The sequence below is a fragment of the Bacteroides caecigallinarum genome (assembly GCF_016902295.1).
Lineage (GTDB): Bacteria > Bacteroidota > Bacteroidia > Bacteroidales > Bacteroidaceae > Phocaeicola > Phocaeicola caecigallinarum_A.
In genome coordinates this window covers 40,799-65,539 of record NZ_JACJLQ010000004.1, presented here as the reverse complement: position 1 = coordinate 65,539, position 24,741 = coordinate 40,799, and the positions used below count along the sequence as shown (strand labels likewise).

Below are 24,741 nucleotides of genomic sequence, written 5' to 3'. Positions count from 1 at the left end.
GGAAATATGCAAACTGTAACCCAGAATACAATAAGGCACAAAAAAATAGCTTTATCAGCCATAATAAAATGTTTGATAAAGCTATTTCTCTGTAACATTCAGATATAGTCTGAATGCTACTAATCATTAATATTTAAAGTTTGTTCCTTTAACGTAAACAGTATAATCTTTTATCACGCCAGGAACTTCCTTTTCGGCACGAGGCAACATTCTGAAACCTGATACCTCATAAGTATCACCTAAATCGATTACTATCTGATGAGGGAAAGATGTATTGTCAACAGTCTGCCAGAATGTACTTTCCTGCAAGTCGTAAACCTTGTCCGCAGTACGGTTACCGCTTCTTGTCTCTTCGCTGTCGGCGTAAACTATTTTCCATTTCTCACGTGAAACAGGTTTGCCATTCTTGTCAAGAACATCAAGCTCTGCTATAGAAGCAATATTATTGCCATCATAGTTTGATATGGCATTCAGGCAGAAATATCTTCCGTTTACAGTATTAGCGAACTTAACATTCTGCCATCCATTACTTTGAGTGAAAGTACCTTTGTGAACAACGGTCTCGCCAGACAAATTAAGATTCTGGCCATTCTCACGGTGAGTTTCAGGCGCATTTTCTCTCAACATATCAAGAATTGGTTCTTTCAATCCAGGTATTGAAGTTTCAGAAGGACCTTTCAGATCAAGAACTATAATTTCATTTTCACCTTCTTTCAACCAGCATCCTGGCATATAAAGAGTTTGTTGAGGACCGATTTCCCAGAAACGTCCGAGAGCATGTCCGTTTACCCAAACCATACCTTTACCCCATGTATTCATATTGAAGAATGTATCGCCGGTCTTTTCAAGATTGAATGTAGCTCTATAATAAGCCGGTCCATCCACAGGTTCGCCTTTCTTATAGTCTTTTGCGCTTACAAATTCATAGAACGGAGGCAGGTTATATACGTTCCATCCCTTCAATTCTGTGGATTTTTTGCCTGAGATTACTTCTACCTTGTTTGTAATACCCTTACGGTCGTGAATAGACTTGTCGAAGTTGACACGTCCCATAGCCTCTACAAGTATATCAAGGCGTGTACCTTTTTTAAGAGTTGAAGGAAGCTTGAGTTCGAATTCACCTTTACGGCGGTCAAGGCGACCCAGCAACTTCCCGTCAGCAAATACCTGTGCCCAGTCATGAACCTCGTCTATGTGAAGCACTCCTGAAATATTCTCTTTAAGAACTGTGCTGTAAAGGATTGTACCCCATCCCTGGTCGAAGTATTCCATAGGTTTGATATCTTCTGTTTCCTTAGCTTCAGGAAGATTTTCAAATAAAGGAGCTACACTCCAGTCTGTGATTGCATGGATTTCAATTACAGGGAATGGCACCGGTGGTTCAGGCAATTTTTCTCCAGCCGGCAAATATCTCTGAAGAAGGTCACGCAACTGGAAATACTTTGGAGTTGTCCAACCGGCTTCACTGATTGGGGCATCGTAATCGTATGAGCTACACATTGCGGAATAAGAAGGATTGTTGGCACCTCCCCACCATCCGAATGTAGTACCTCCGTGAGTCATGTAAAGGCTGAAAGAAATGTTTCTGTCGAGCATGTCTTTAATACCGCTAACCATTGTCGCAGCATCACGGGTTTCGTGTTTTCTTCCCCAATGGTCGAACCATCCGCTCCAGAACTCGCTACACATAAGCGGAGTTTCAGGGCGCAATTCTTTCAACTTTTTGAACTGTTCGTCAATATTTGCTCCTGTACCGAAATTAACTGTCCAGAGCAGATCGTCAAGGGCGTTATTAGTAAAGTTTGAACTCCAGTCACACTGGAACAGAGGAACATCAGTAAATCCGGCTTCTTTTACTATATCACGTATTGCAGACACGTATGGTTTGTCAATGCCGTAAGAACCGAATTCATTCTCGACCTGTACCATTATGATGTTGCCACCACGTGTAATTTGCAAATCAGCAAGCTGTTTGCCTACCTCGTTCATAAAGATTTTCACACGTTCCATATAATATGGGTCCTGGGAACGCAACTGTACATCTTCTTTCTTCAGCAACCACCAAGGCAGTCCTCCCATTTCCCATTCAGCGCAAACGTACGGTCCCGGACGGACAATCACATACATTCCATGTTTCTGGGCAAGACGGCAGAAAGCTGCCAAATCATTGTTCCCGGTAAAGTCGAACTGTCCTTCCTGCTGTTCGTGAAGATTCCAGAATACATAAAGGCATAATGTATTCATACCTAATGCCTTACAAGAAAGAATACGCTGTTCCCAATATGGTTGAGGAATTCGCGGATAATGAACTTCGGCAGCCTTAACGACAAAAGGCTTACCATTCAACAAGAAAGTACCTTTTCCAACCTCAAAAGTACCCTTCTGCGTTCCGCTACATGATGCCAAGAATAATGCCATCACTGCAAAGAGCGCAGTAAAAACCTTAATCTGTAGTTTTTTCATTTAGATTTTATTTATGATTTATATGGTATAATGAATAAATTCTTTAGGACTGAATATTAAATGACATACAAACTCACCTTCGGAACTTAACTTATAAAGTCCAACCTTACTGTAAGTTCTCTAACTTCTTTAATTAAGTTGAACTCTCTTTATTGTTCCGTCTTCATTGAATTCCATCTTGTCGATACAAACCTCACGATGAATTCCTGGAGCTTTTTCACCATCAATATAATATTTGTTTATTCTATGATATACAATATACCATTCGTCTGTTCCAGGCTTGCAAATCACTGAATTATGTGCCGGACCATAGATTTCTTTTTCAGGGTTCTGGATTGTGACAATAGGGTCGGCAGCAACTTTAATCTTGCCCAATGGTGAATCTGATGTTCCATAAGCAACGTGATAATTAGCCGAACCGGTATCGTCAACAGACCACATGAAATAATACAATCCGTTTCTGTAGAACACGTATGGAGCTTCACGATATGCGTAATCCTGCAGTGTACCGCCTTCAGGAGTCATGACAGTGATTGATTTCTTTTTCAATGAAACCATAACCCTCTTAAGTTCGGTACCAGCCATATAGCCATTACCCCAATATATGTATGATTTACCTGAAACAGGATCTGTAAAAACGTCAACATCTATCTGCTGACCGCCTCCGACAGGAGATTCAGAGATGATTGATTTTCCGAGATCCTTAAACGGTCCCGTAGGATTATCCGCTATTGCGACTCCGATTTCCTTTCCACCACCGTTTTTAGGGTTTCCACTATAATAGAAATAATATTTATATCCGTCTTTAACCTTTACTTCCTCAATACATGGAGCCCATGCATTTCCGTCGGCCCACTGAACCTGATCGGATTTCAAGTCGAGTATAACGCCTTCATATTTCCACTCTTCCAGATTATCAGAAGAATAGGCTGTAAAATACCATCCTCCCCAACCAGGCTGTCCGTCAGTTGTAGAATATATATAATACTTGCCCGTCTTATTTGAATACATTATCTCAGGATCTGCATGAAAACCAGGGAGTACAGGATTCAAAGAAAGTTCGCCCAATCCGGCAGGTTTTCCCCATTTATCAAACAAACGCTTCATTTCTTCACGTGTAACGGGCATTACAGTTCCATGACGAGGATGGAAATCCATACTGATATCCTGATCTACAACCTTAAAGTTCTCGAAGTCAGTTGTTTCAGTAAACTGATATTTTCCGCGCATATATACGTCATACATCAATATATACTTATCCTGACCTATCAGTTTAAAAGTACACGAACCTTCTACAGCATCCTTAGTCTGCTGCTTGTAGTCAGGCTTTTCTTCCCATACGCCAGAAGTAAGAGACTTGGTTGTCGCTACTTTGATACCGTTACCATGTCCCTCCGTCTTATAAAACAGATAATAAGTTCCGTCTTTATACACTATATCTCCATCAATACATGATGTCTTGTTTTCAGGAATGAACAAAGGCTTCGGTTCGCCTAACAAATCATTAAAATCATCATTAGCGTATGCATAATATATAATGTCAGGACCACTGCCATGCTGCATAGACCAATAAATCATATACTTTCCGGCTTCTTCGTCATAAATTGTCTGCGGAGCCCACACACGTTTCAAATCTTCATGACCTTTATATCTCTGCTGGATGTTTATTACAGTATGTTTCCAATTTACAAGATTATCAGACTTCAAAAGAATCATAGCCCTGTTAGAATCCCAACCTTTGGCAGAAACCATGTCTGTTACAACCATATAGAATGTTTTCCCATCATGACCGCGAAGTATATGCGGGTCACGTACACCACCTGTAGAACTTATCTCTGCTGAAGAGATAACAGGATTGTTACCATTTAAAGAATAGTAGTTATAGCCATCATAACTTACAGCATAACGTATGGCCTCTTCCTTGATATCATTACCTGTAAAATACACAAAAAGATAACCGGCAAAATCCTTTTCAGTTATCTTCTCCAAAACATTGGCCATCAAACTTGAAAAACCGGCCAAAATGGTAATGATTGATAAAAATATTGTCCTCATGTTTATTAGATAAAAATTAATTCATGTTTGCAAATATATAATATATATAAATAAAAATATATACTAAAAACAGTCAAAGAAAGATACCAAATCATTCATAATGACACATATAAACAATCATGAAATGTAATACAATACAGATTGTAACTTTTAGACTTATTTGTGTCACCTATTTGACTAAAACATATACACATATTTATAATGTAATGCATAAATTTGTAAAAGGAACAAAATTCTTAAAACATTTACAATGAAAAAAGAACTGCTTTTATTAACTATTATGTCTGTATCTTCACTTTGCGTTGGGGCAAAGGAGAAGACATCCTACATAATCCAGACTTCAAATCCAAAGCAACAAATGGAATACTTCAGCGCTTCGGATGCATGGAGCATGTTTAGAATAGGATTATGGTCGAAGGAAAAACAGGAACAGGTTGCCGACTGGCTTTTCAGCACCGAGAACGATGAAAACGGGCAACCTAAAGGAATTGGGCTTAGCCTATGGAGATTCAATGTAGGTGCAGGAAGTGCTGAACAAGGTGACGACAGCCAGATTAACTGGGGAACGAGAACCGAATGTTTCAGAAACGCAGACGGATCGTACAACTGGAACAAACAACAAGGACAGAGAAATTTCCTCAAACTGGCTAAGGAAAGAGGTGTAAACAGATTTCTTGCTTTTCTAAATTCACCTCCTGTATATTTCACAAAGAACGGTCTTGCAACCAATACCGGACGAGGCGGAACATTTAACCTGAAAGATGAATGTTACGACGACTTTGCAGTATTCCTCGCTGACGTTATAGAAGGAGTGGAAAAACATGACGGAATAAAATTCAATTATCTTTGTCCGGTAAATGAGCCGGATGGACACTGGAACTGGTTAGGCCCAAAACAGGAAGGGAGCCCTGCCACAAACAGGGAAATAGCACGTGCCGTAAGACTTATCAGCAAAGAGTTTGTCAAAAGGAATATTGACACACAGATATTGGTTAACGAATCGTCCGACTACAGATGTATGTTCGGTACTCACATGACCGACTGGCAAAGAGGATATCATATACAGTCATTCTTCAATCCTGACAGTACTGCGACATACCTGGGCGACACTCCAAACGTTCCAAGAATGATTGTAGGACACAGTTACTGGACAAATACTCCTGTAGATAACCTGAGAAACTTCAGAATACAACTGAAGGATACTCTTGATAAATATAACGTCAAATTCTGGCAGACAGAAACTTGTATAATGGGTAATGATGAAGAGATTGGTGGCGGTGGTGGCTACGACTTTACGATGAAGACAGCATTGTATGTAGCAAGAATCATTCACCACGACATCGTTTATGCAGGAGCAAAAAGCTGGCAGTGGTGGAGAGCTGTTGGCGGTGACTACAAAGACGGACTCATCAGAGAATATCCTAATGAGAACAACACTGACGGCGAAGTTGCCGACTCAAGATTAATGTGGGCATTAGGCAATTACAGCCGTTTCATAAGACCCAATGCCATAAGAATGGGAGTCATTGCCAAGAATGAAAACGGAGAGGTTATTCCTGAAGGAGACACTGATCCTACAGGACTAATGCTTACAGCCTACAAAAATGAGAACGGTAAATGGAGTATCGTTATTATCAATTATTCTGACAAAGACAAAGACATGTCATTCGATATAGAGAATAAAAAAATAAAGAAATGGAAAATGTACAGAACTTCGGATGCTGAGAATGAAAAGCTCAAACCGATTGGAAGCTGTAAGGAAAACGAAACCATAAGTATAGCGGCAAGATCTGTTGTAACTATTGTATCAGAATAAAACTCATAAATATAGAAAAATGCTTTGTCATTCGATTTTGAACGACAAAGCATTTTGTTTTAAACAAAAGTTCTACTAAATTAAAACATTTAAACAGCGGAATTATTTATCCTGCATAGGACATTTACCGCAGTCATGGCGTTCCATGCAACCTGGCCTGTCGCCGTGACGCATCATCTTGTGATTCTGCATTCCAGGTTTCATTTTACCACCCATACATGGCTGTTGAAATACCATCTCCAATTGTTTTGCATTAAGCAATTCATTGAACTTCTTGAAATATTTTTTCTGTACATCCAGCATTTTCTGTCTGGCATCAAATCTGTTCTGAATAGCCTGTTCTATTTCGGCATCAGTCATTTCTGCCTTTTTGGCTTTCACGCACTCTGCCGGACGGCAATCCTTCATAGCCTGAAGATATTCCTTATATAATGGAGTGAATTTTGCAGCAGTCTCATCGTCCATCACAAGTTTTTTCTCCATCATCTTAACATGTCTGTCCATCATCTGTTCAGGTGTAGGTTTCTGTTTTACACGTCTTTGTGCAGGTACATCTTGAGCGTTCTGTGCCATTACACTAAAGCTGCTTATTGAAACAGCCATCATAACTACTAATGTCATTAATCTTGTTTTCATAATCGTATAAAATTAGATGTTCAACTTTCAATTGTCTGATACAAAATTAATGATTATATAATGATGAAAAACAGACGTTACCTTGAATAGTGGCAAACGTACAGAATATAGTGGCGAACTGCAAAAAAGAGAGATTATAAATAAAAAAAGAACATACATTAAAATGGTTTTTTAAGAAAAGTCCCTATTTTTGTATAAAACAACTATACTATCCATACACTAAATGAAAAATACCATATACATAATAATCCTATTCATATCATATTTTTCTGTACTCTCAGGACAAGTTGTGTCATACATGCAGTTCAGCAGAATGCATACAAACACAAACGCCTCAGTCTTTGGATGCATAATGCAGGATTCTTTGGGAATGATATGGGCAGGAACAAATAAAGGACTTTTCAGCTATGATGGATATTCATTCTTTCAGCATAATACAGAAAAAGAAAAATATGAAACCAGAATATATTGTGGACTTATACATTCTGACTCAATATTTATAGGAACAGATAACGGACTTTTTTCATACAATACCCCCAAAGGGACGTACTATGACCACAGACAAGAGAAGATTAAAGACATCAGATGTTTCACACTCTCCGGAAATGAGCTATGGATAGGAACCCTGGACGGACTGTTCCGCTATAACATAGAAACAAAGACGACATATGAATTTCCTACAGACAAATTACCACATAAAACCATATATTCCATAATAAAAGCCGCAGACGGAAATATGTATGTAGGCACTTACAACGGATTATGCAAAATAGACAACTCCAACAACATAACTTCTATAAATATCCCAACAGACAGGACATGGAAAAACATCTTCGTAAACGTTCTGTTAGAAAATAAAGAAAAAGGAATAATCTGGATAGGTACAGAAGGAAATCTGTTCCGTCATGACATTAATAACGGAACTACAATACTAATACCGTATTTTACCGGAAATTCAATAAAATCTCTGAGTTACGATTCCGAAAAGAACCTGCTGATAGGTACCGACAACGGACTGTACGTATATTCTTCCGATGGACAGACACAAAAGCACTATATCCACGACTCAAGGAACAGCCAGTCTATATCAAACAACATTATATGGTGCATAACTACAGACAAAGCACAAAATATCTGGCTCGGTACAGATAACGGTATATCATATACAGACAATAGCAATAAATATACATTCATTCCGGTTTGGGAATTAAGCAATACCAATGACGGTAATATGTTTTATACCATTCTTAAGGATAGTAAGGGAAGATACTGGTTTGGAGGTACTGACGGATTATTACAGACGGAAGGAACAAACAATATAGAGAAAAGCAGATGGTTTAAAGTTGGAGAGAAAAACTCGGAACTGTCGCACAACAGAATACGGCATATATTCGAGGATAAATCAAATGACCTGTGGATTGCTACTGACGGCAGTATAGAACGGTATGACGACAAATTCGGCAAGTTTATACACTATTCCATAATGGATTCCACATACACACACAACTCAAACTGGGCTTATTACATTTCAGAAGACAACGACAACAATCTATGGATTAGCAGTTGTCTTGGAGGTATATTTGTAGTGAATAAAAACAAATTGCGTAAATGCAGTTCCGGAATATGTATAGCTGACAAGAACTATACAACAGCCAACGGCCTGAAAAGTATGTTCGTGAAACAAACCGTAACAGACAAGAAAGGTAATGCATGGGTGGTAATGTATAACACAAAAGAAGTACAGAAAATAGACTCCGAAAACGGAAAAATTTATAATTATTCTGTATGTACAGAGAATGACGAATACCCGGAATTCCTTATATGCGACTCGAAAGGGATGATATGGATTAGCACAAACAAAAGTATTTCCAGAATTGACCCTAATTCCGGAATCATATCAAAAACAGGAACAGAGTGGAAGGAAAACAATGTACTTCATCTTGCAGAAATAGACGGTAACATATGGATTTCATCCGCTAAAGGGCTGTTTTATGTAAACAAGGAAACGCTTGATGTGAAAAAGATAAATATCAACGGAAAAATATTCAGCAGCTTGTATTATGATAAAGATAACAGAAAAGTCTATATGGGCAGTTATGACGGTATAGGATACTGCGAGCCAGAAATAATAAACGACACAGGAAATGCCGGCAGGATATACCTCACAGCATTGTCGGTAAACAATGACCATATATCAAAAGGCATTACAGCCAGTCAACATTTTACTTTCAACTATAAGGAGAATAACCTTAAATTTGAGTTCTCGGACTTTCAGTACAACACTTCACAAAGAAACGGTTTCATGTACATGATGTCTGGAATTGACTCGGAATGGCATTACGTAAACAACAATTCAAACATAATTGTATATAACAATATGCCTTACGGAAATTTTGAATTGTATGTAAAGCATATGGAAAACAGCGATATCAAATACAAAATAGCCAATATAAAAATATTGCCTCCTATATATCTGTCAATAGAGGCTAAAGTATTGTATATATTGCTTGCAATAGGACTGGTATGCTGGATAATAAATTTCTTCGTGGTAAAAAACAGGCTTCACATTGAAAAACTTGAGAAAAAGAAAATTCTGGAACAGACACGACAAAAGATAAGATTTATGTCGAACCTTTCGCATGACCTGAAAAATCCGGTAGGAATGATTGTTACACCTGTCAGCAAACTGCTGCTGGAAACAAAAGATCCGAAACAGAAAGAAATGCTGAACTTAGTTTATAAGAATGCAGTAAACCTAAACGCCAAAATCCACAAACTGATAGAAATGAACAGGGTGGAAGATAATGAGCATATACTTATAACCTCAAGAATAGAGCTTATATCTTCAATACATGAGATATATGAAAAACAGAAAGACGCAGAAACGGAAGGAAATCATATATGGAATTTTTCCGCGAATGTGGATAAACTGTTTGTTGACATGGATGTAATAAAACTAGAATCGATAATAGGGAACTTGTTGTCGAATGCCATGAAATATACTCCAACAGGAGGAGAAATATCTGTAGGAATAATCTATAATGACGAAAAAGGAGAAGTTAATATAAAGGTTTCAGACAACGGAATAGGTATTCCTGAAAGCGAACAGGCATACATTTTCCAGAGATTCTTCCAGTCGTCGGCTACAAAGAAACACTATGAAGGAACAGGCATAGGACTATATCTCGTAAAAACATATACGGAACTGCACAATGGAACGGTAAATGTATTCTCCAACAAAGAGAAAACGGTTTTCTCGCTGACATTCCCGATTGACAAGGCATTAAATACGGACAATGAAACAATATGCGAAGAAAACGATGCAACAGACAAACAAGATTTGCCAACAATCCTGATAGTGGATGACAACAAAGATGTTTACAATCTGATTAAAAATATATTATCCGACAAATATAAATGTATATATGCACAAAACGGAAAGCAGGCATTGGAAATACTGAACACAAACAAACCAGACCTTATTATAACCGATTATATGATGCCGGTAATGAACGGGCTGGAGATGTGTAAAATATTGAAGAAAAACATGCCAACAGCCACCATACCTATAATCATGCTCTCAGCAAAAGACGACTCGGAGACTATAAGAAACAGTATAAAGCTACAAATAGACGCATTCATACAAAAGCCTTTCGACGCTGAAATACTGACCGGAAAAGTTGAGTTGCTAATACATAAGAAAGAGACATTTGAGGCACAGGCCAGAATAGAAAAAATAGGCTCACCAAAACAGGTAGAAAACAGTGCCTCGGCCGATGAAAAGTTCCTTATCAACATAACAAAAATAATAGAAGACCACATAGCCGACAGCGATCTTAACGTAAACGCCCTCTCCGAACTGTCAGGAACAGGAAGCAAACAAATATACAGGAAAATAAAGCAACTGACAGGCTTTTCACCAGTGGAATATATAAAATCCATAAGGATGAAAAAAGCGGCAATGCTATTACAGCAAAAGAAGTTCTCTGTGGCCGAAGTTATGTACATGGTAGGATATTCAAATCCTTCGTACTTCTCGAAAAGTTTCCAAAGTATATTCGGCAAAACGCCAAAACAATACTCAGCCGGTAACGGACAGACAGAATAAACAACATAAGCAATAAAAAGGACAAGAAATAGGACATTTGTGCTTTTTGTCCTATTTCTGTCTTCATATGTCCAATATTTTTCCCTTAACTAATAACATGTTCCTTACTTTTGCGATAACAAAAAATTAATACGTAATATGAAAGGCAACATTAAAATTCTTCTGAAAGTATTGTTACTCTCGGTAATATGGACCGGAAATACTTTCGCAGTCCTCGCGCAACAAGCAGGAAACGTAATTATCACAGGTACAGTTTTAGACGAAAACAACGAACCGCTTATAGGGGCAAGTGTCCTTGCGGTAGGCACAACAATCGGTACAATTACAGACTTCGACGGAAAATTCACACTTGAAGTTCCCAAAGGAAGCAATATCCAGTTTTCATATATTGGATATAATACACAGGTTATGGACTCCAACCAGAATACCATAAACATAAAACTTGTACCGGACACACAAATGCTTAGCGATGTAGTTGTTATCGGATATGGAACTCAAAGGAAGAGCGACCTTACAGGTTCGGTAACAAACGTTTCAAGCGAAGACTTCAACACAGGTCTGGTAAGTTCTCCAGAACAGCTTATCAACGGTAAGATTTCCGGTGTACAGATTATGTCAAACAGTGGTTCGCCAACTGCAGGTAGCACAATACGTGTACGTGGAGGTGCTTCACTTAATGCCAGCAACGACCCGCTTATCGTACTCGATGGTGTACCTTTGGAACAGGGAGGTATCAGCGGTAACGACGGTAATTTCCTAAGCCTCATCAATCCAAACGACATCGAGAGCATGACAATCCTTAAGGATGCTTCTTCTACGGCAATCTACGGTTCTCGTGCATCAAACGGTGTTATCATTATAACGACCAAGAAAGGTGCTTCGGACAAATTGAAAGTAACATTCAGTACAACTAACTCAATACAGACACGCACGCGCATGGCTGATATGCTTAGCTACGATGAATTTGTGAATGTAGTAAAGACCCAGGGCTCGGCAGCACAACAGGCATTGTTAGGTACTGAAAGAACTGACTGGAACGACTATATTTATCACAATGCCTTTGGCACTGATAATAACCTTAGCCTATCAGGTAAGGTGCTTCCTAATCTTCCAATACGTGTTTCTGTAGGATATTACAATCAGGACGGTCTGCTCAAGACCGACAACGCAAACAGGGTAACAGGCAGCTTGTCATTGTCACCGTCATTCTTTGACGACCATCTGAAATTCAACATCAACGCAAAGGCTTCAATGAATAAAAACCAGTTTGCAAATACAAGTGCAATATGGGGAGCCTCTACAATGAATCCTACCATACCGGTTTATTCAGGAAATGACGCATTCGGAGGATATACCGAAGGACTTGCAAGCGATGGAAAACCTGTAACAGGTGGCGTATTGAATCCTCTAGGCTTATTGGAACAGCGCGATGCGCACAGTAAGGTTATACGTTTCATCGGTAACTTCGATGTTGACTATCGTATGCATTTCCTTCCGGAATTGAAACTCCATGCTACATTAGGTTACGACTATGCACAAGGCGAAGGTTCAGACTATGTAAATCCTGAAGCTGCCCAATATTATACTACAGGCGGTTACTACTATCCATACGGCCCTCAAAAAAATGAGAACAGACTTCTTACAATCTATGCCAACTACAACAAGATGGTAGAGTCACTGAACAGCAGTTTCGATGCGACAATAGGTTATGACTATCAGTACTGGAAATCCGTAAATCCGGCTTCGGCAAGCATGAACGCGGCAGGTGAAATACAGACATCATATAAAGCTACAGACGAGAGACACGTACTTCTGTCATACTATGGACGTTTGAATTATTCATTCGGCTCAAAATACATGCTCACAGCTACTGTGCGCCGTGATGCCACTTCACGTTTTGCCAAAGAACAGAGATGGGGTACATTCCCTTCTGTAGCTTTGGGATGGAGAATTTCTGAAGAAGAATTCATGAAAAACCAGAATGTACTCAGTACATTGAAACTGCGTGCCAGCTATGGTGTAACAGGACAGCAGGACGGTATAGGAAACTACAATTATCTGCCTATATATACACAGAGCCAGGATGGTGCTCAAGCCATCATGGGTAATGAATACATCTATACCTATCGTCCTGAAGCATATGTGTCAGACTTGAAATGGGAAACTACAACTTCATGGAACTATGGTTTCGATTTCGGATTCCTTGAAGACCGTATCACAGGTAGTTTCGATTATTATACCCGTCAGACAAAAGACCTTATTGCCACTGTTCCGGCAGCTGCTGGTTCTACATTCGACAAGACTATCACTACAAACGTAGGTAATGTTGACAGCCAGGGTATTGAATTCTCACTGAATGCCACTCCTATAAAGACAAAGGATCTCAGCTGGGATATCAGTTTCAATATGACATGGCAGAAAATGAAGGTTAAAAATCTTTCTATCGTAGAAGGAGGAGAAGTGACAAATACTCCTGTAGGTCCTTCAATAGACGGTTACCAGTTCCAGACACTTACTGAAGGATATGAACCTTACATGTTCTACGTCTACAAGCAGCTTTACGATGAAAAGACCGGAAAGCCTATCGAAGGTGCATATGCCGACCTTAACAAGGACGGTGTGATAAACTCAGACGACTTATACCGTTATCACTCTCCTGCCCCTGACTATATTATGGGATTAAGTACATCGCTCAATTGGAAAAACTGGAGCCTAGGTATGAGTTTTAGAGCAAACATAGGCAACTATGTATATAACGGAATGGCAATGAACACAGGAGCTATGGAAACTATGAGCTACAACGCAGCACAGCTCAACAACCTGTCGGCAAGTTATCTTGAAACAGGTTTCCAGACACGCCAGCATTTGTCAGATTATTATGTAGAGAATGCATCATTCCTGAAAATGGACAACCTTACTTTGGGATACAATTTCGGAAAGATATTCAATACATGCAATCTGAATGTAAGCGCAATGATACAGAACGTATTCTGCATAACAAAATACAGCGGAGTAGATCCGGAAGTTCCAAACGGAATGGACAATACGTTCTATCCTCGTCCAAGAACATTCTCTTTAAACATCGGTCTTAATTTCTAATTATAAAAATACAGAATCATGAAAAAATATATCTACATATTGTCAGTGTGTACAGCCGCAATGTTTGCGACATCTTGTATAGGCGACCTTGACCAGTATCCACATGAAGATATTACATCGGAAAGTGTATATACCAACCTGCAAAACTATAAAAGCGTATTGGGAAAAATATATGTATCAATGGTAACAACCGGACAAGGTAAAGATGGAAATCTGGACCTCTCCAGCAATTACGGACAAGACTACATACGTTGCTATTTCAATCTTCAGGAAGTAGGAACAGATGAAGTGGCATATACTTGGCTCAGTGGTGATAATCTGACTGATATAAGCAACCTTTCATGGGACGCCAACAATCCTTGGGTCGCCGACATGTATTACCGTATATATTATAATATCGCGTTATGTAACGAATTTCTGCGTAATGCGACAGACGAGAAAATAAGTGGTTTTTCAGAAAGCGAACGCAGCGAAATAGTTCATTATCGTGCAGAAGCACGTTTTATGCGTGCCCTTTTCTATTATCACGCAATGGATTTGTTCAGAAATATTCCTTTCGTAACAGAAAACGATCCTGTCGGAAGCTATATTCCTCCACGCTATATGGCAAAGGATATGTTCGGATACATCGAGTCTGAACTTAAAGCGATAGAAAATGACCTTCTGAGCAAAGACGAATGTCCTTACGGACGTGCTTCAAAAGGTGCTGCATATACACTGCTTGCGAAGCTATATCTAAATGCTCAAACTTATATTGGAGATACAAGATACGACGAATGTGTAGCTGCATGCCAAAGCGCAATAGGACAGGGATATTCACTTGAATCTGACTACAAAAAACTTTTCAATGCAGACAACCATCTGCGTACAAACGAAATAATTTTTACTCTTCCTGTTGATGCAAATACCACCATTTCTTGGGGTTCATCAACATATATGGTATGCGGGGCTATAAGCCAAACATCAGCTACACAGAAACCTGCTGATTATGGAGTGACTAAAGGATGGGGGTCAATGAGAATATGTCAGGCTGTTTCAGACCTATTTGAAGAGGGTGACAGCAGAGGATGTTTCTACACAGACGGACAGACACAAGAAGTAACCTCTCTGGAAGATGCTTCAACCGGATGGCTTGTTGAAAAATGGACAAATCTGAACGACAATGGAGAAGCAGCCTCAAATACAGATATAGGAGGGGTAAATACAGACTATCCATTATTCAGATTAGCAGATGTGTATCTGATGTATGCTGAAGCAACTGCACGTGGAGGAAATGGAAATATAGCTATTGCAGTGGGATATGTAAACGAATTGAGAGGACGCGCTTTCGGCAATAACAGTCAGGACGTAACAGAAACAGACCTTAAAGAAAATAATTTCCAGTTCTTCCTTGATGAACGTGCCCGTGAGCTTTACTGGGAATGCAGCAGACGTACAGACCTTATACGTTTCAACCGCTTTACTACTGCAGAATATATGTGGGAGTTCAAAGGAGGATCAAGTAACGGCACTTCTGTTGACAGTAAATACAATTACTATCCTATTCCATCGGCAGAACTGACAGCCAATCCAAATCTGAAAAATGAAGAGTATTAGTATTAGTTTATAAGTAGGTAAGTTTATCAGTTTATAGATACTTAACCCAATAAACTTAAAAACTCAAAAACTTAAAAACTCAATTACATGAAAACTTTAAATAAAATATTTATAACCCTCGCATCAATCTTTGCATTAATATCTTGCGAGAAGGATGGAGACAAAATTTATCTCCAAAGTTTAGGTTCAGGTGAACTCATAGCTACTACAGACAATGTCGTTCTAACATCTGAAATGTCACAAAAAATTGTTCTATCGTTTGCGTGGAAAGGACAGGATGTACAGATAAGCGACACAACTGTAGGAACAGCTGCAAAAGCAAAAAACTATATGGAGATTTCACTGTCAGAGGATTTCTCCGGACAGGTTTACAAAAATGAAACTACATCTAACTCTATAGCTTACAATGGTGGTGAACTTAACTCTATTGTAAACGAACTTGGAGCAAAGGTCGGTGAAGCGAATAATGTATTCTTCCGCCTCGGAAGCACAACAGGCGAAAACATACCTTATGCCTATAGTAATGTGGTAAGAGTTGCTATTACACCGTATGTTATAGATATGAACACGGGAATAGTTGTTGAGTCTAACAATGACAATGCTAACCTGGGAGAAACAGGTGTAATCTTATATTCTCCAGAGGCTAATGGAATATACAGTGGTTTCATGTTTACTCCATACGGATGGTATCATTACTTCCTTAAGGAAGGAAACGGATTGATGTGGGGAACAGCTGGTGATGAAGGAGCTTTCCACATAACAAGTGACGCAGGAAACAACAGACAAAATATGTGGTTCCCGGGAAGTACTGGTTGCTACTACGTAAATGTCAATACAAAGGAAGCTACTTGGGATGCACTTTATATATCTTCTCTAGCTATATCAGGACTAGGTGAAAACCCTATCAACCTGACTTTGGACAAGGAAAACAATTTATGGATAGCATCATTCACCGCTACTGAGGCAGGAGAAAAGACCATTACAATCTCCGGAAACGGTGATCAATGGAATGTAGAGACCGGAACAAACGACGGCGCAGGCATTCCTGTAAACGTTGCATTTGCAAATGAAAACAATAATCTTGTACTTGCTGACAACGCAGGAAATATTTCTGTAACAATACCAGAGGCTGGAGAATGTACTATAAAACTGGATTTAATAAATCCAAACGACAGAAAAGTATATGTTGAAGCTGGAGGAACAGACATACCGTCATCGTATTCTCAGACTCTTGATGTAGTACATTACAATGATGATGGCAGTGAAGTAGCTCTAACGACATTAAATCTGGTAAATAAAGACAAAGGTATCTATACTGGTACATATTCAGGTGATAAACTTGATTTCCAGATTATTGATAGAACAAACTCCGTATGGTATGGTTGTGCCCCCAACGACAACACTAAACTCTCATCATCTGAAGATAAATGGGATATGTGGTTTAATGGCGGTAATACGGTAAACGTAACCATTACAGTAAATTTAAGTGAAGGAACATGGAGCTATACAGATAATCAAGAAGATTTTCCAGAAGAAATAACCATGTACAAGTATGATAAGACAAACTCTACCATCACTGAAAAAATAATAACATTATCCAAAGAGTCAGTAGGAGTTTATAAAGGTATATTCAATGGATTATATAATTTCGATTTCATATTCGTAGATGAAAGCACATATTCCTTATACGGAAGTACATGGAGTGAAAGCAACCCTAACGGACAAGAATTATCTATAGGTGCCGGTGCCCTTTGGATTTATGGTTATGATTGGAATGTTACACTGAATATTTCAATAACAGTAGATTTAAATACAATGACATGGAGTTATAAAGAAATAACCGAATAAACTGAATAAAATCATGAAAAAACTTAAATACTTATTCATGGCGTTTGCAATAGTATGCGGAGCCATGACAACATCATGTAACAATGATGAAAAACCTACATTCCCTGAAACAGAAGGAACAGATGATCCTACAGATGGGTATGACATGACCGGATTTGCAAGAGGAGCAGACGTAAGCTGGCTTACAGAAATGGAGGCATCAGGCAGAAAATTCTACGATTCAAAAGGTAGAGAACGTGAATGTATGGAACTGCTTCGTGAACTCGGAATGAATGCCATAAGACTGCGTGTCTGGGTTGACCCTGAAGAAGGATGGTGCTCAAAAGAAGATGTAATCATCAAAGCATGGAGAGCTCATAATCTAGGATACAGACTGATGATTGACTTCCACTATAGTGATACGTGGGCTGATCCGGGAAATCAGACAAAGCCGGCAGCATGGCAAAATTATAGTTTTGACGAACTTAAAAATGCGGTATCAGAACATACAAAAGACGTATTATCTGCACTTAAAGATAAAGGAATTGATGTAGAATGGGTACAAGTTGGAAATGAAACACGTACTGGTATGCTTTGGAACGATGGAAAAGCATCAAACGGAAATACAGCAAACTTTGCAGAACTTGTAAAAAGCGGATATAATGCTGTAAAAGAAATATATCCAGACGCACAAGTTATTATACATATTGATGAAGGTAATAATCCCAACAGATATAACTGGATTTTCGATGGATTAAAAGAAAATGGCGCTAAGTGGGATATTATTGGAATGTCACTTTATCCGGAACCGGATGGAGATAATGAGGCTAAAAAAGATTGGAAAAAGATGAATGATGACTGCATAGCCAATATGCAAGCACTAATAAGCAAATACAACACTAAAGTAATGATGTGTGAAATAGGTATTCCATGGAACTACGAAGAAGCAGAAGCATTCTATACAGATTTTATCACGAAAGCTAAAGCAGTTGAAGGATGCATGGGAGTGTTCGCATGGGAACCACAATGCTATGCCGGATGGGAAGGATACCAAAAAGGTATGTTCAATGATGAAGGCTATCCTACGAACTCACTCAACGCTTTCAAGAGATAATGCAATAGGTATCAGATTCAAATACAAATTTAAACAGCGTTTAAACAGTGTTTAAGCGCTGTTTAAATCTTCATTACTAACGGAAAAGAAACTTATTCCGCACGCACATATTCTATAAATACAGACTGTATATATATAAACACAACTTATGTTTTTATAAATACAAGTTATATATATAAAAACACAGCTTATATTTATAGAAAACGACAAGGCATTTATCATCTATTTCTTTTTTATTTACACCTTATTGAATATAATAAACTTTTTACTTAATGAAACTGACTAAATTAATAACAGCATTACTTTTTCTTGTACCTGTATTCTCAGGCAACGCAAATGCCCAAAGAAACATTCAAACCCTTGAAAAGGGATGGAAATTCTTTAAAGGTGAGGCTTCCGGAGCTGAGGAATCTGACTATAATGACAGCAAATGGGAAAATGTAACAGTTCCTCATGACTGGGCTATATTCGGTCCGTTCGACAGAAACAATGACTTGCAGAATGTGGCTATCACTCAGAACTTTGAGACACAGGCTTCTGTAAAAACCGGACGTACAGGAGGACTGCCATATGTAGGTGTGGGATGGTATAGGACCACATTCAATGTTGACAATGACAAACAGACTACACTCGTATTCGATGGAGCAATGAGTGAGGCTCGTGTATATGTCAACGGACAGGAAGCATGTTTCTGGCCTTTGGGATATAACTCATTCCACTGCGACGTTACAAGCCTTATTAACAAGGATGGTAAAAACAACATCCTTGCCGTACGCCTTGAAAACAGGCCTCAGTCTTCAAGATGGTATCCGGGTGCCGGACTTTACAGAAATGTGCATGTAATAACTACAGAAAAGATACATGTTCCGGTATGGGGTACACAGATTACTACCCCTCATGTAGGAAAGGATTACGCTTCTGTAAATCTTCGCACAGAGATTAAAAATGCTGATAAAAAGAAACTGACAGTAATCACCAGAATATATTCCCCTGAAGGCAAGGTTGTTGCCATCAAGAACAACCAGGGATTTATAAATCACGGACAGCCGTTCACACAGAATTTTGTTGTGAACAATCCATTGTTATGGTCACCTGAAGAACCTAATCTTTACAAAGCTGTTTCAGAGATTTACGCAGACGGAACTCTGCAGGACACATACTCCACAACATTTGGAATACGAACAATAGAGTATATAGCCGACAAGGGTTTCTTCCTTAACGGAAAACACCGTAAGTTTCAGGGAGTATGCAATCACCATGACTTAGGTCCGCTTGGAGCAGCTGTAAATGTATCTGCTCTACGTCATCAGTTGAAGTTGCTGAAAGACATGGGATGCGATGCTATCAGAACTGCGCACAATATGCCTGCTCCGGAACTTGTAAAGCTATGCGATGAAATGGGCTTTATGATGATGATTGAGCCTTTTGATGAATGGGATATAGCAAAATGCGACAACGGCTATCATCGTTTCTTCAACGAATGGGCTGAAAAAGATATGGTAAACATGCTCAGACAGTATCGTAACAATGCATGTGTCGTGATGTGGAGTATCGGTAATGAAGTGCCTACACAGTGTAGTCCTGAGGGTTATAAAGTAGCAAAATTCCTGCAGGATATTTGTCATAGGGAAGACCCTACACGCCCTGTTACATGCGGTATGGACCAGGTGAGCTGTGTACTGAACAATGGATTTGCAGCTATGCTTGATATCCCGGGATTCAACTATCGTGCACACCGCTACGAAGAAGCTTATGAAAGACTGCCTCAAAACATAGTTTTAGGCTCTGAGACATCTTCAACCGTAAGCTCACGTGGAGTGTATAAGTTCCCAGTTGAAAGTAAAGCAGACGCCAAATACGATGACCACCAGTCTTCTTCATACGACCTGGAATACTGTTCATGGTCAAACATTCCTGATATAGATTTCGCACTTGCAGAAGACCATGAATGGACTATAGGACAGTTCGTATGGACCGGATTCGACTATCTTGGCGAACCAAGCCCATATGACACCGATGCATGGCCTAACCATAGCTCAATGTTCGGTATAATAGACCTTGCATCTATACCTAAAGACAGATACTATCTTTACAGAAGTGTATGGAACAAAGACGTTGAAACTCTCCATATATTGCCACATTGGAACTGGGAAGGATATGAAGGAAAGGATATACCTGTGTTTGTATATACCAACTATCCTTCGGCTGAACTGTTCGTAAACGGAGTAAGCCAGGGAATAAGAACAAAGAACGACTCTACAGTAGTGAACCGTTATCGTCTGATGTGGCATAATGTGAAATATCAGCCGGGAGAACTAAAAGTAATAGCTTACAACAGCGACGGTAGTAAAGCCGCTGAAAAATCCATACATACCGCAGGAAAACCTTACCGTATAAAACTTGTTTCAGACTACACAAGTCTTAAAGCCGATGGTAAAGATTTGGCTTATGTAACTCTTCGCATTGAAGACAAGGGCGGCAATCTCTGTCCTACAGACGGACGTCTGGTTAACTTACGTGTTGATGGTGCCGGAAAGTACAGAGCCTCAGCCAATGGTGACCCTACATGCCTTGACTTGTTCCACAAACCGGAGATGCATGCATTCAACGGAATGCTGACAGTGATACTACAAGCAGGAGAGAAACCTGGAAAGATTCGTCTTCGCGCGTCGGCCAAGGGATTGAAGACAGGAGAGTTTGAAATACCTGTAACGGAATATTCGACAGAAAAAGAAGATTATGAGCCTTTCTATAAGGGTGCAGACATCAGCTGGGTCACAGAAATGGAATCGCAAGGACACAAGTTCTATAATAAAAAAGGAGAAAAAAAGGAATGTACCTCACTGATGAAAGAACTTGGTCTTAATGCTATCCGTCTTCGTGTATGGGTTAATCCTAAAGAAGGTTGGAGCAGCAAGGAAGATATGCTTAAACTGGCACGCCGTGCCAAAGCAAACGGAATGGAACTGATGGTAGATTTCCATTACAGTGATTGGTGGGCAGACCCGGGACAACAGCATAAGCCTGCAGCATGGAAAAATCTCAGCTTTAACAAACTGAAGACAGCAATGGCAGACCATACTAAAGAAGTTCTTGAAGCATTGAAAGCAGAAGGAATCACTCCTAAATGGATACAGGTTGGCAATGAGATACGTCCGGGTATGCTTTGGGATGAGAATCCGAAAACAAGCGGTGCTTCATATGATATCCGCGAATGTGATGTAAAAGAGTCTGGAAGCAAATCAACTGCTGTAAAATTCAGAATGAACTGGAAAAACCTGGCAGAGCTTATTAACTCTGGATATGACGCAGTAAAATCAGTTTTTCCGGGTTCTACAGTTATTGTGCATCTTGACAATGGATACGACAAAGAACTGTATCGCTGGTTCTTCGATGAACTGAAGGCAAACGGTGGCAAATGGGATATGATAGGAATGTCTATCTATCCTTACTGGACAATGATGGAAAAACCGGAATATACTCCGGAAAAGACCATAAACGATTGTATTGAGAATATAAGACTCGTAAACGAGAGATATAATTGTGATGTGATGATAGTAGAAACCGGAATGGAATGTGCGGACGATAATGGCAACTTAGCCAACAAGGAAACACTGAATAAAGGTTACAAACTGCTGAGACTGTTAATCACAAAATGTATTGAAAGCACTGATGGCATTTGCAAAGGTGTATTCTATTGGGAACCTGAATGCAAACCTAACAAATACCGTCTCGGCGCATTTACAGAGGATGGCAAACCAACAGAAATAATGGATGCATTTATGCCATAACATATACAGAACAGAAAATAATGAAACGGACAGGATTGCGTAAAAACAATTCTGTCCGTTATTTTTAACTCTTCATATAAGCCTTTGGAGACATACCTGTTTTCCTCTTAAAATACTTTCCAAAGAAAGACTGATTGGCAAAATTAAGCATATCACACACCTCCTGTACCGTATATTTATTACTTTTCAGCAATGCTTTTGCTTCAAGTATTACATAATCGGAAATCCACTCACCGGCAAGTCTTCCCGTAACATTCTTTATTACCTGCGAAAGATATTTTGGCGAAATACATAACAAATCCGCATAATACGTTATACTTCGTTCTTGGACGTAATTCTTCTGAACAGCCTGAATAAAACGGGAATAGATTCCCTGGTTCCTGTTATATTCAGAAGAGCTATTCACATTATTCTTCATTTTGGTAAAATAATTGTAGGCATTGAACATCAAAACCTGAGTATAACCCTGAAGAGCTCCTTCGCGAAATATATTATCAACTTCGGACAATTTTGATTTCATTTTTTTATATATGTCAAGCGAATCTTCAAAGAATCCCTTTTCAATGTGCGACACCGGGTTTGTATAAATCTGCTGCTGTATGGAAATGGCAGTACCAATATGCTTCATCACATTGAAAAATTCATCAGAAAAGGCAATAACTGCAATACGAGTATTTGGCAACAGGCTGCAGAATTCACCTATATTCCCTTTGAATACGGTAATGGCATCACCCGCACCCGCCTCAAAATCTTCCAGATTAATCTTGACTTTTATTCCTCCTGAAACAATAAGTATAACTATTGTAAAAGATAATTTCATAGGATAATTGGCAAACGACAATCCTTTAGTGTTCTCATCATTTTCCGTATCATCAAAATTATCAATAAGTATGAACTTATTGTCAATGTGAATGGCATCAGGCAATGCAGACAAATCACTGAGATTCAAGTTCAAAAAAATATTATCGTTTTTCATAACAAATCATATTATACCTTTTGAAGAACAAATATATACAAATTAAATGATTATGCACCATTTATCAATCCTTTTGACCAATTTGCCATCCTTTTTGATAACATGAGGGAATAAATAAATCGGCAATTTTGCACAATAAAAAGAGTATATTATAAACATAAAAACATATTAAGTATGAAAAAAAAGAATTTAGTATGTACATCTACATTATTAATATGTATATTATGCTCATGCGGCAAAACGCAAAAGAGCTCTTTACCTGTTCATAGTGTTGAAGTAACATGTCCCTCACCATCGTGTAAAACTGTTACAAAAAGTTATTCAGGAATAGTCCGTGAAGCACACGAAATCAGCTTAGGATTTAAAACTGCCGGACAGATAAAATACATACACGTAAAGGAAGGGGATCATGTAAGGAAAGGTGAGCTTCTTGCAGAGCTTGACGATGCAGATTATAAATTAGGCGTTGATGCTCTACAAATCCAATACGACCAGTTGAAAGATGAAGTGGCAAGAACAAGAAAGCTGTTTGAACAGAAAAGCGTATCGGCAAATGATTACGAAAAAGCTAATGCCGGGCTGAAACAACTTGGAATTCAACTTCAAGTAAACAAAAACAAGCTTGAATATACAAAGCTATACTCACCAACCGACGGATACATACAGTCAGTAAACTTCTCACCGGCAGAAATGGTTGATGCTGGAACGCCATTGTTTACATTCCTTGACGTCTCGCACCTGGAAGTCAATACCGATTTACCTTCAAGCACATTAAAAGTCATCAATAACGTGATAAGTTATGACTGCAGAGTTTCGTCAGAAAAAGAATCACAAACATATCCTATGGATTTCATAAGCATATCACCAAAAGCAGACGGGAACCAGTTATACCAACTATGTCTGAAATTTAAAGAAGACCCGAAAAAACGAATTACACCGGGCATGAACATAGAGGTATGTTTGACTGTAAATGAGAATACTGATAGTACCGGAAACTTTAATATACCGCTATGTTCAGTATTCAAGAGCGATGGCAACTCTTGCGTATGGGTCCTGAAAGAAGATTCAACGATAGAAAAAAGAATCATAACCATTGACAGCAACTTCTCAGGAGAGAAAGTAACTGTCAGCAACGGTCTGGACGGCTCAGAAAGGATTGTACGTGCAGGAGTGAACTCATTGCTGGAGGGAGAAAAGGTAACAGTAATAGAAGAACCGGAAAAGAGTAATGTCGGAGGACTGATATGACAAGAATTACAG

At 39.0% G+C, this 24,741-nt stretch carries 12 protein-coding genes and 1 pseudogene; 9 read left to right on the top strand and 4 right to left on the bottom strand.

The genetic code is table 11. The annotated features are described in order from the left end of the window. Positions 1 to 126 precede the first annotated feature (126 nt). The gene (locus H6A27_RS02240) at positions 127 to 2,463 is read right to left on the bottom strand and encodes a beta-galactosidase (protein ID WP_204507517.1); all 2,337 of its coding nucleotides are present in this window, start codon (positions 2,461 to 2,463) and stop codon (positions 127 to 129) included. A 129-nt stretch (positions 2,464 to 2,592) separates the two neighbouring features. Next, the gene (locus tag H6A27_RS02235) at positions 2,593 to 4,464 is read right to left on the bottom strand and encodes a glycoside hydrolase family 43 protein (RefSeq protein ID WP_239469539.1); all 1,872 of its coding nucleotides are present in this window, start codon (positions 4,462 to 4,464) and stop codon (positions 2,593 to 2,595) included. 304 nt (positions 4,465 to 4,768) lie between these two features. Between H6A27_RS02235 and H6A27_RS02230 the strand changes: the two genes are divergently transcribed. Then, complete coding sequence (locus tag H6A27_RS02230; protein ID WP_204507515.1) at positions 4,769 to 6,334, top strand: glycoside hydrolase; 1,566 nt, start codon at positions 4,769 to 4,771, stop codon at positions 6,332 to 6,334. A gap of 102 nt (positions 6,335 to 6,436) precedes the next feature. Here H6A27_RS02230 and H6A27_RS02225 read toward each other — a convergent pair whose 3' ends face one another. Then, positions 6,437 to 6,970, bottom strand: coding sequence for a hypothetical protein (locus H6A27_RS02225; protein ID WP_204507514.1), 534 nt, complete (start codon positions 6,968 to 6,970; stop codon positions 6,437 to 6,439). A 223-nt stretch (positions 6,971 to 7,193) separates the two neighbouring features. Between H6A27_RS02225 and H6A27_RS02220 the strand changes: the two genes are divergently transcribed. The 7 genes and pseudogenes from H6A27_RS02220 (at position 7,194) to H6A27_RS15095 (ending at position 22,505) form a co-directional block, all read left to right on the top strand. Beyond that, positions 7,194 to 11,078, top strand: coding sequence for a hybrid sensor histidine kinase/response regulator transcription factor (locus H6A27_RS02220; protein WP_204507513.1), 3,885 nt, complete (start codon positions 7,194 to 7,196; stop codon positions 11,076 to 11,078). A 138-nt stretch (positions 11,079 to 11,216) separates the two neighbouring features. Beyond that, positions 11,217 to 14,177 (top strand): SusC/RagA family TonB-linked outer membrane protein, encoded by a 2,961-nt coding sequence (locus tag H6A27_RS02215; RefSeq protein ID WP_204403175.1) that lies wholly within the window; start codon positions 11,217 to 11,219, stop codon positions 14,175 to 14,177. Between the two features lie 18 nt (positions 14,178 to 14,195). Continuing rightward, positions 14,196 to 15,773 carry a RagB/SusD family nutrient uptake outer membrane protein gene (locus tag H6A27_RS02210; protein ID WP_204403173.1) on the top strand — a complete coding sequence of 526 codons (1,578 nt, stop codon included), beginning with the start codon at positions 14,196 to 14,198 and terminating at the stop codon, positions 15,771 to 15,773. Positions 15,774 to 15,860: 87 nt separating this feature from the next. Beyond that, a complete protein-coding gene (locus H6A27_RS02205) occupies positions 15,861 to 17,621 on the top strand; it encodes a DUF5114 domain-containing protein (protein ID WP_204507512.1) in 1,761 nt (586 codons plus the stop codon). Positions 17,622 to 17,634: 13 nt separating this feature from the next. Continuing rightward, positions 17,635 to 18,714 carry a glycoside hydrolase family 53 protein gene (locus H6A27_RS02200; protein WP_204507511.1) on the top strand — a complete coding sequence of 360 codons (1,080 nt, stop codon included), beginning with the start codon at positions 17,635 to 17,637 and terminating at the stop codon, positions 18,712 to 18,714. Positions 18,715 to 18,986: 272 nt separating this feature from the next. Then, positions 18,987 to 21,419 (top strand): annotated as a pseudogene (locus tag H6A27_RS02195) (glycoside hydrolase family 2 TIM barrel-domain containing protein); the annotation flags it as partial. Further along, the gene (locus tag H6A27_RS15095; RefSeq protein ID WP_262897117.1) at positions 21,396 to 22,505 is read left to right on the top strand and encodes a glycoside hydrolase family 53 protein; all 1,110 of its coding nucleotides are present in this window, start codon (positions 21,396 to 21,398) and stop codon (positions 22,503 to 22,505) included. The pseudogene H6A27_RS02195 and the gene H6A27_RS15095, both read left to right, overlap by 24 nt. Positions 22,506 to 22,569: 64 nt before the next feature. Here the strand turns inward: H6A27_RS15095 and H6A27_RS02190 are convergent, their stop codons facing one another. Further along, on the bottom strand, positions 22,570 to 23,481 hold the full coding sequence (locus H6A27_RS02190) for a helix-turn-helix domain-containing protein (RefSeq protein WP_204507509.1): 912 nt from the start codon (positions 23,479 to 23,481) through the stop codon (positions 22,570 to 22,572). A gap of 174 nt (positions 23,482 to 23,655) precedes the next feature. Here H6A27_RS02190 and H6A27_RS02185 point away from each other — a divergent pair, with 174 nt between their 5' ends. Then, positions 23,656 to 24,729 (top strand): efflux RND transporter periplasmic adaptor subunit, encoded by a 1,074-nt coding sequence (locus H6A27_RS02185; RefSeq protein ID WP_204507508.1) that lies wholly within the window; start codon positions 23,656 to 23,658, stop codon positions 24,727 to 24,729. The last annotated feature ends 12 nt before the right edge of the window (positions 24,730 to 24,741 follow it).

Coding starts and splice junctions, on each gene's coding strand:
- H6A27_RS02240 (WP_204507517.1), bottom strand. CDS start 2,463: ATGAAAAAACTACAGATTAAGGTTTTTACTGCGCTCTTTGCAGTGATG.
- H6A27_RS02235 (WP_239469539.1), bottom strand. CDS start 4,464: ATGGCCAATGTTTTGGAGAAGATAACTGAAAAGGATTTTGCCGGTTAT.
- H6A27_RS02230 (WP_204507515.1), top strand. CDS start 4,769: ATGAAAAAAGAACTGCTTTTATTAACTATTATGTCTGTATCTTCACTT.
- H6A27_RS02225 (WP_204507514.1), bottom strand. CDS start 6,970: ATGAAAACAAGATTAATGACATTAGTAGTTATGATGGCTGTTTCAATA.
- H6A27_RS02220 (WP_204507513.1), top strand. CDS start 7,194: ATGAAAAATACCATATACATAATAATCCTATTCATATCATATTTTTCT.
- H6A27_RS02215 (WP_204403175.1), top strand. CDS start 11,217: ATGAAAGGCAACATTAAAATTCTTCTGAAAGTATTGTTACTCTCGGTA.
- H6A27_RS02210 (WP_204403173.1), top strand. CDS start 14,196: ATGAAAAAATATATCTACATATTGTCAGTGTGTACAGCCGCAATGTTT.
- H6A27_RS02205 (WP_204507512.1), top strand. CDS start 15,861: ATGAAAACTTTAAATAAAATATTTATAACCCTCGCATCAATCTTTGCA.
- H6A27_RS02200 (WP_204507511.1), top strand. CDS start 17,635: ATGAAAAAACTTAAATACTTATTCATGGCGTTTGCAATAGTATGCGGA.
- H6A27_RS02190 (WP_204507509.1), bottom strand. CDS start 23,481: ATGAAAAACGATAATATTTTTTTGAACTTGAATCTCAGTGATTTGTCT.
- H6A27_RS02185 (WP_204507508.1), top strand. CDS start 23,656: ATGAAAAAAAAGAATTTAGTATGTACATCTACATTATTAATATGTATA.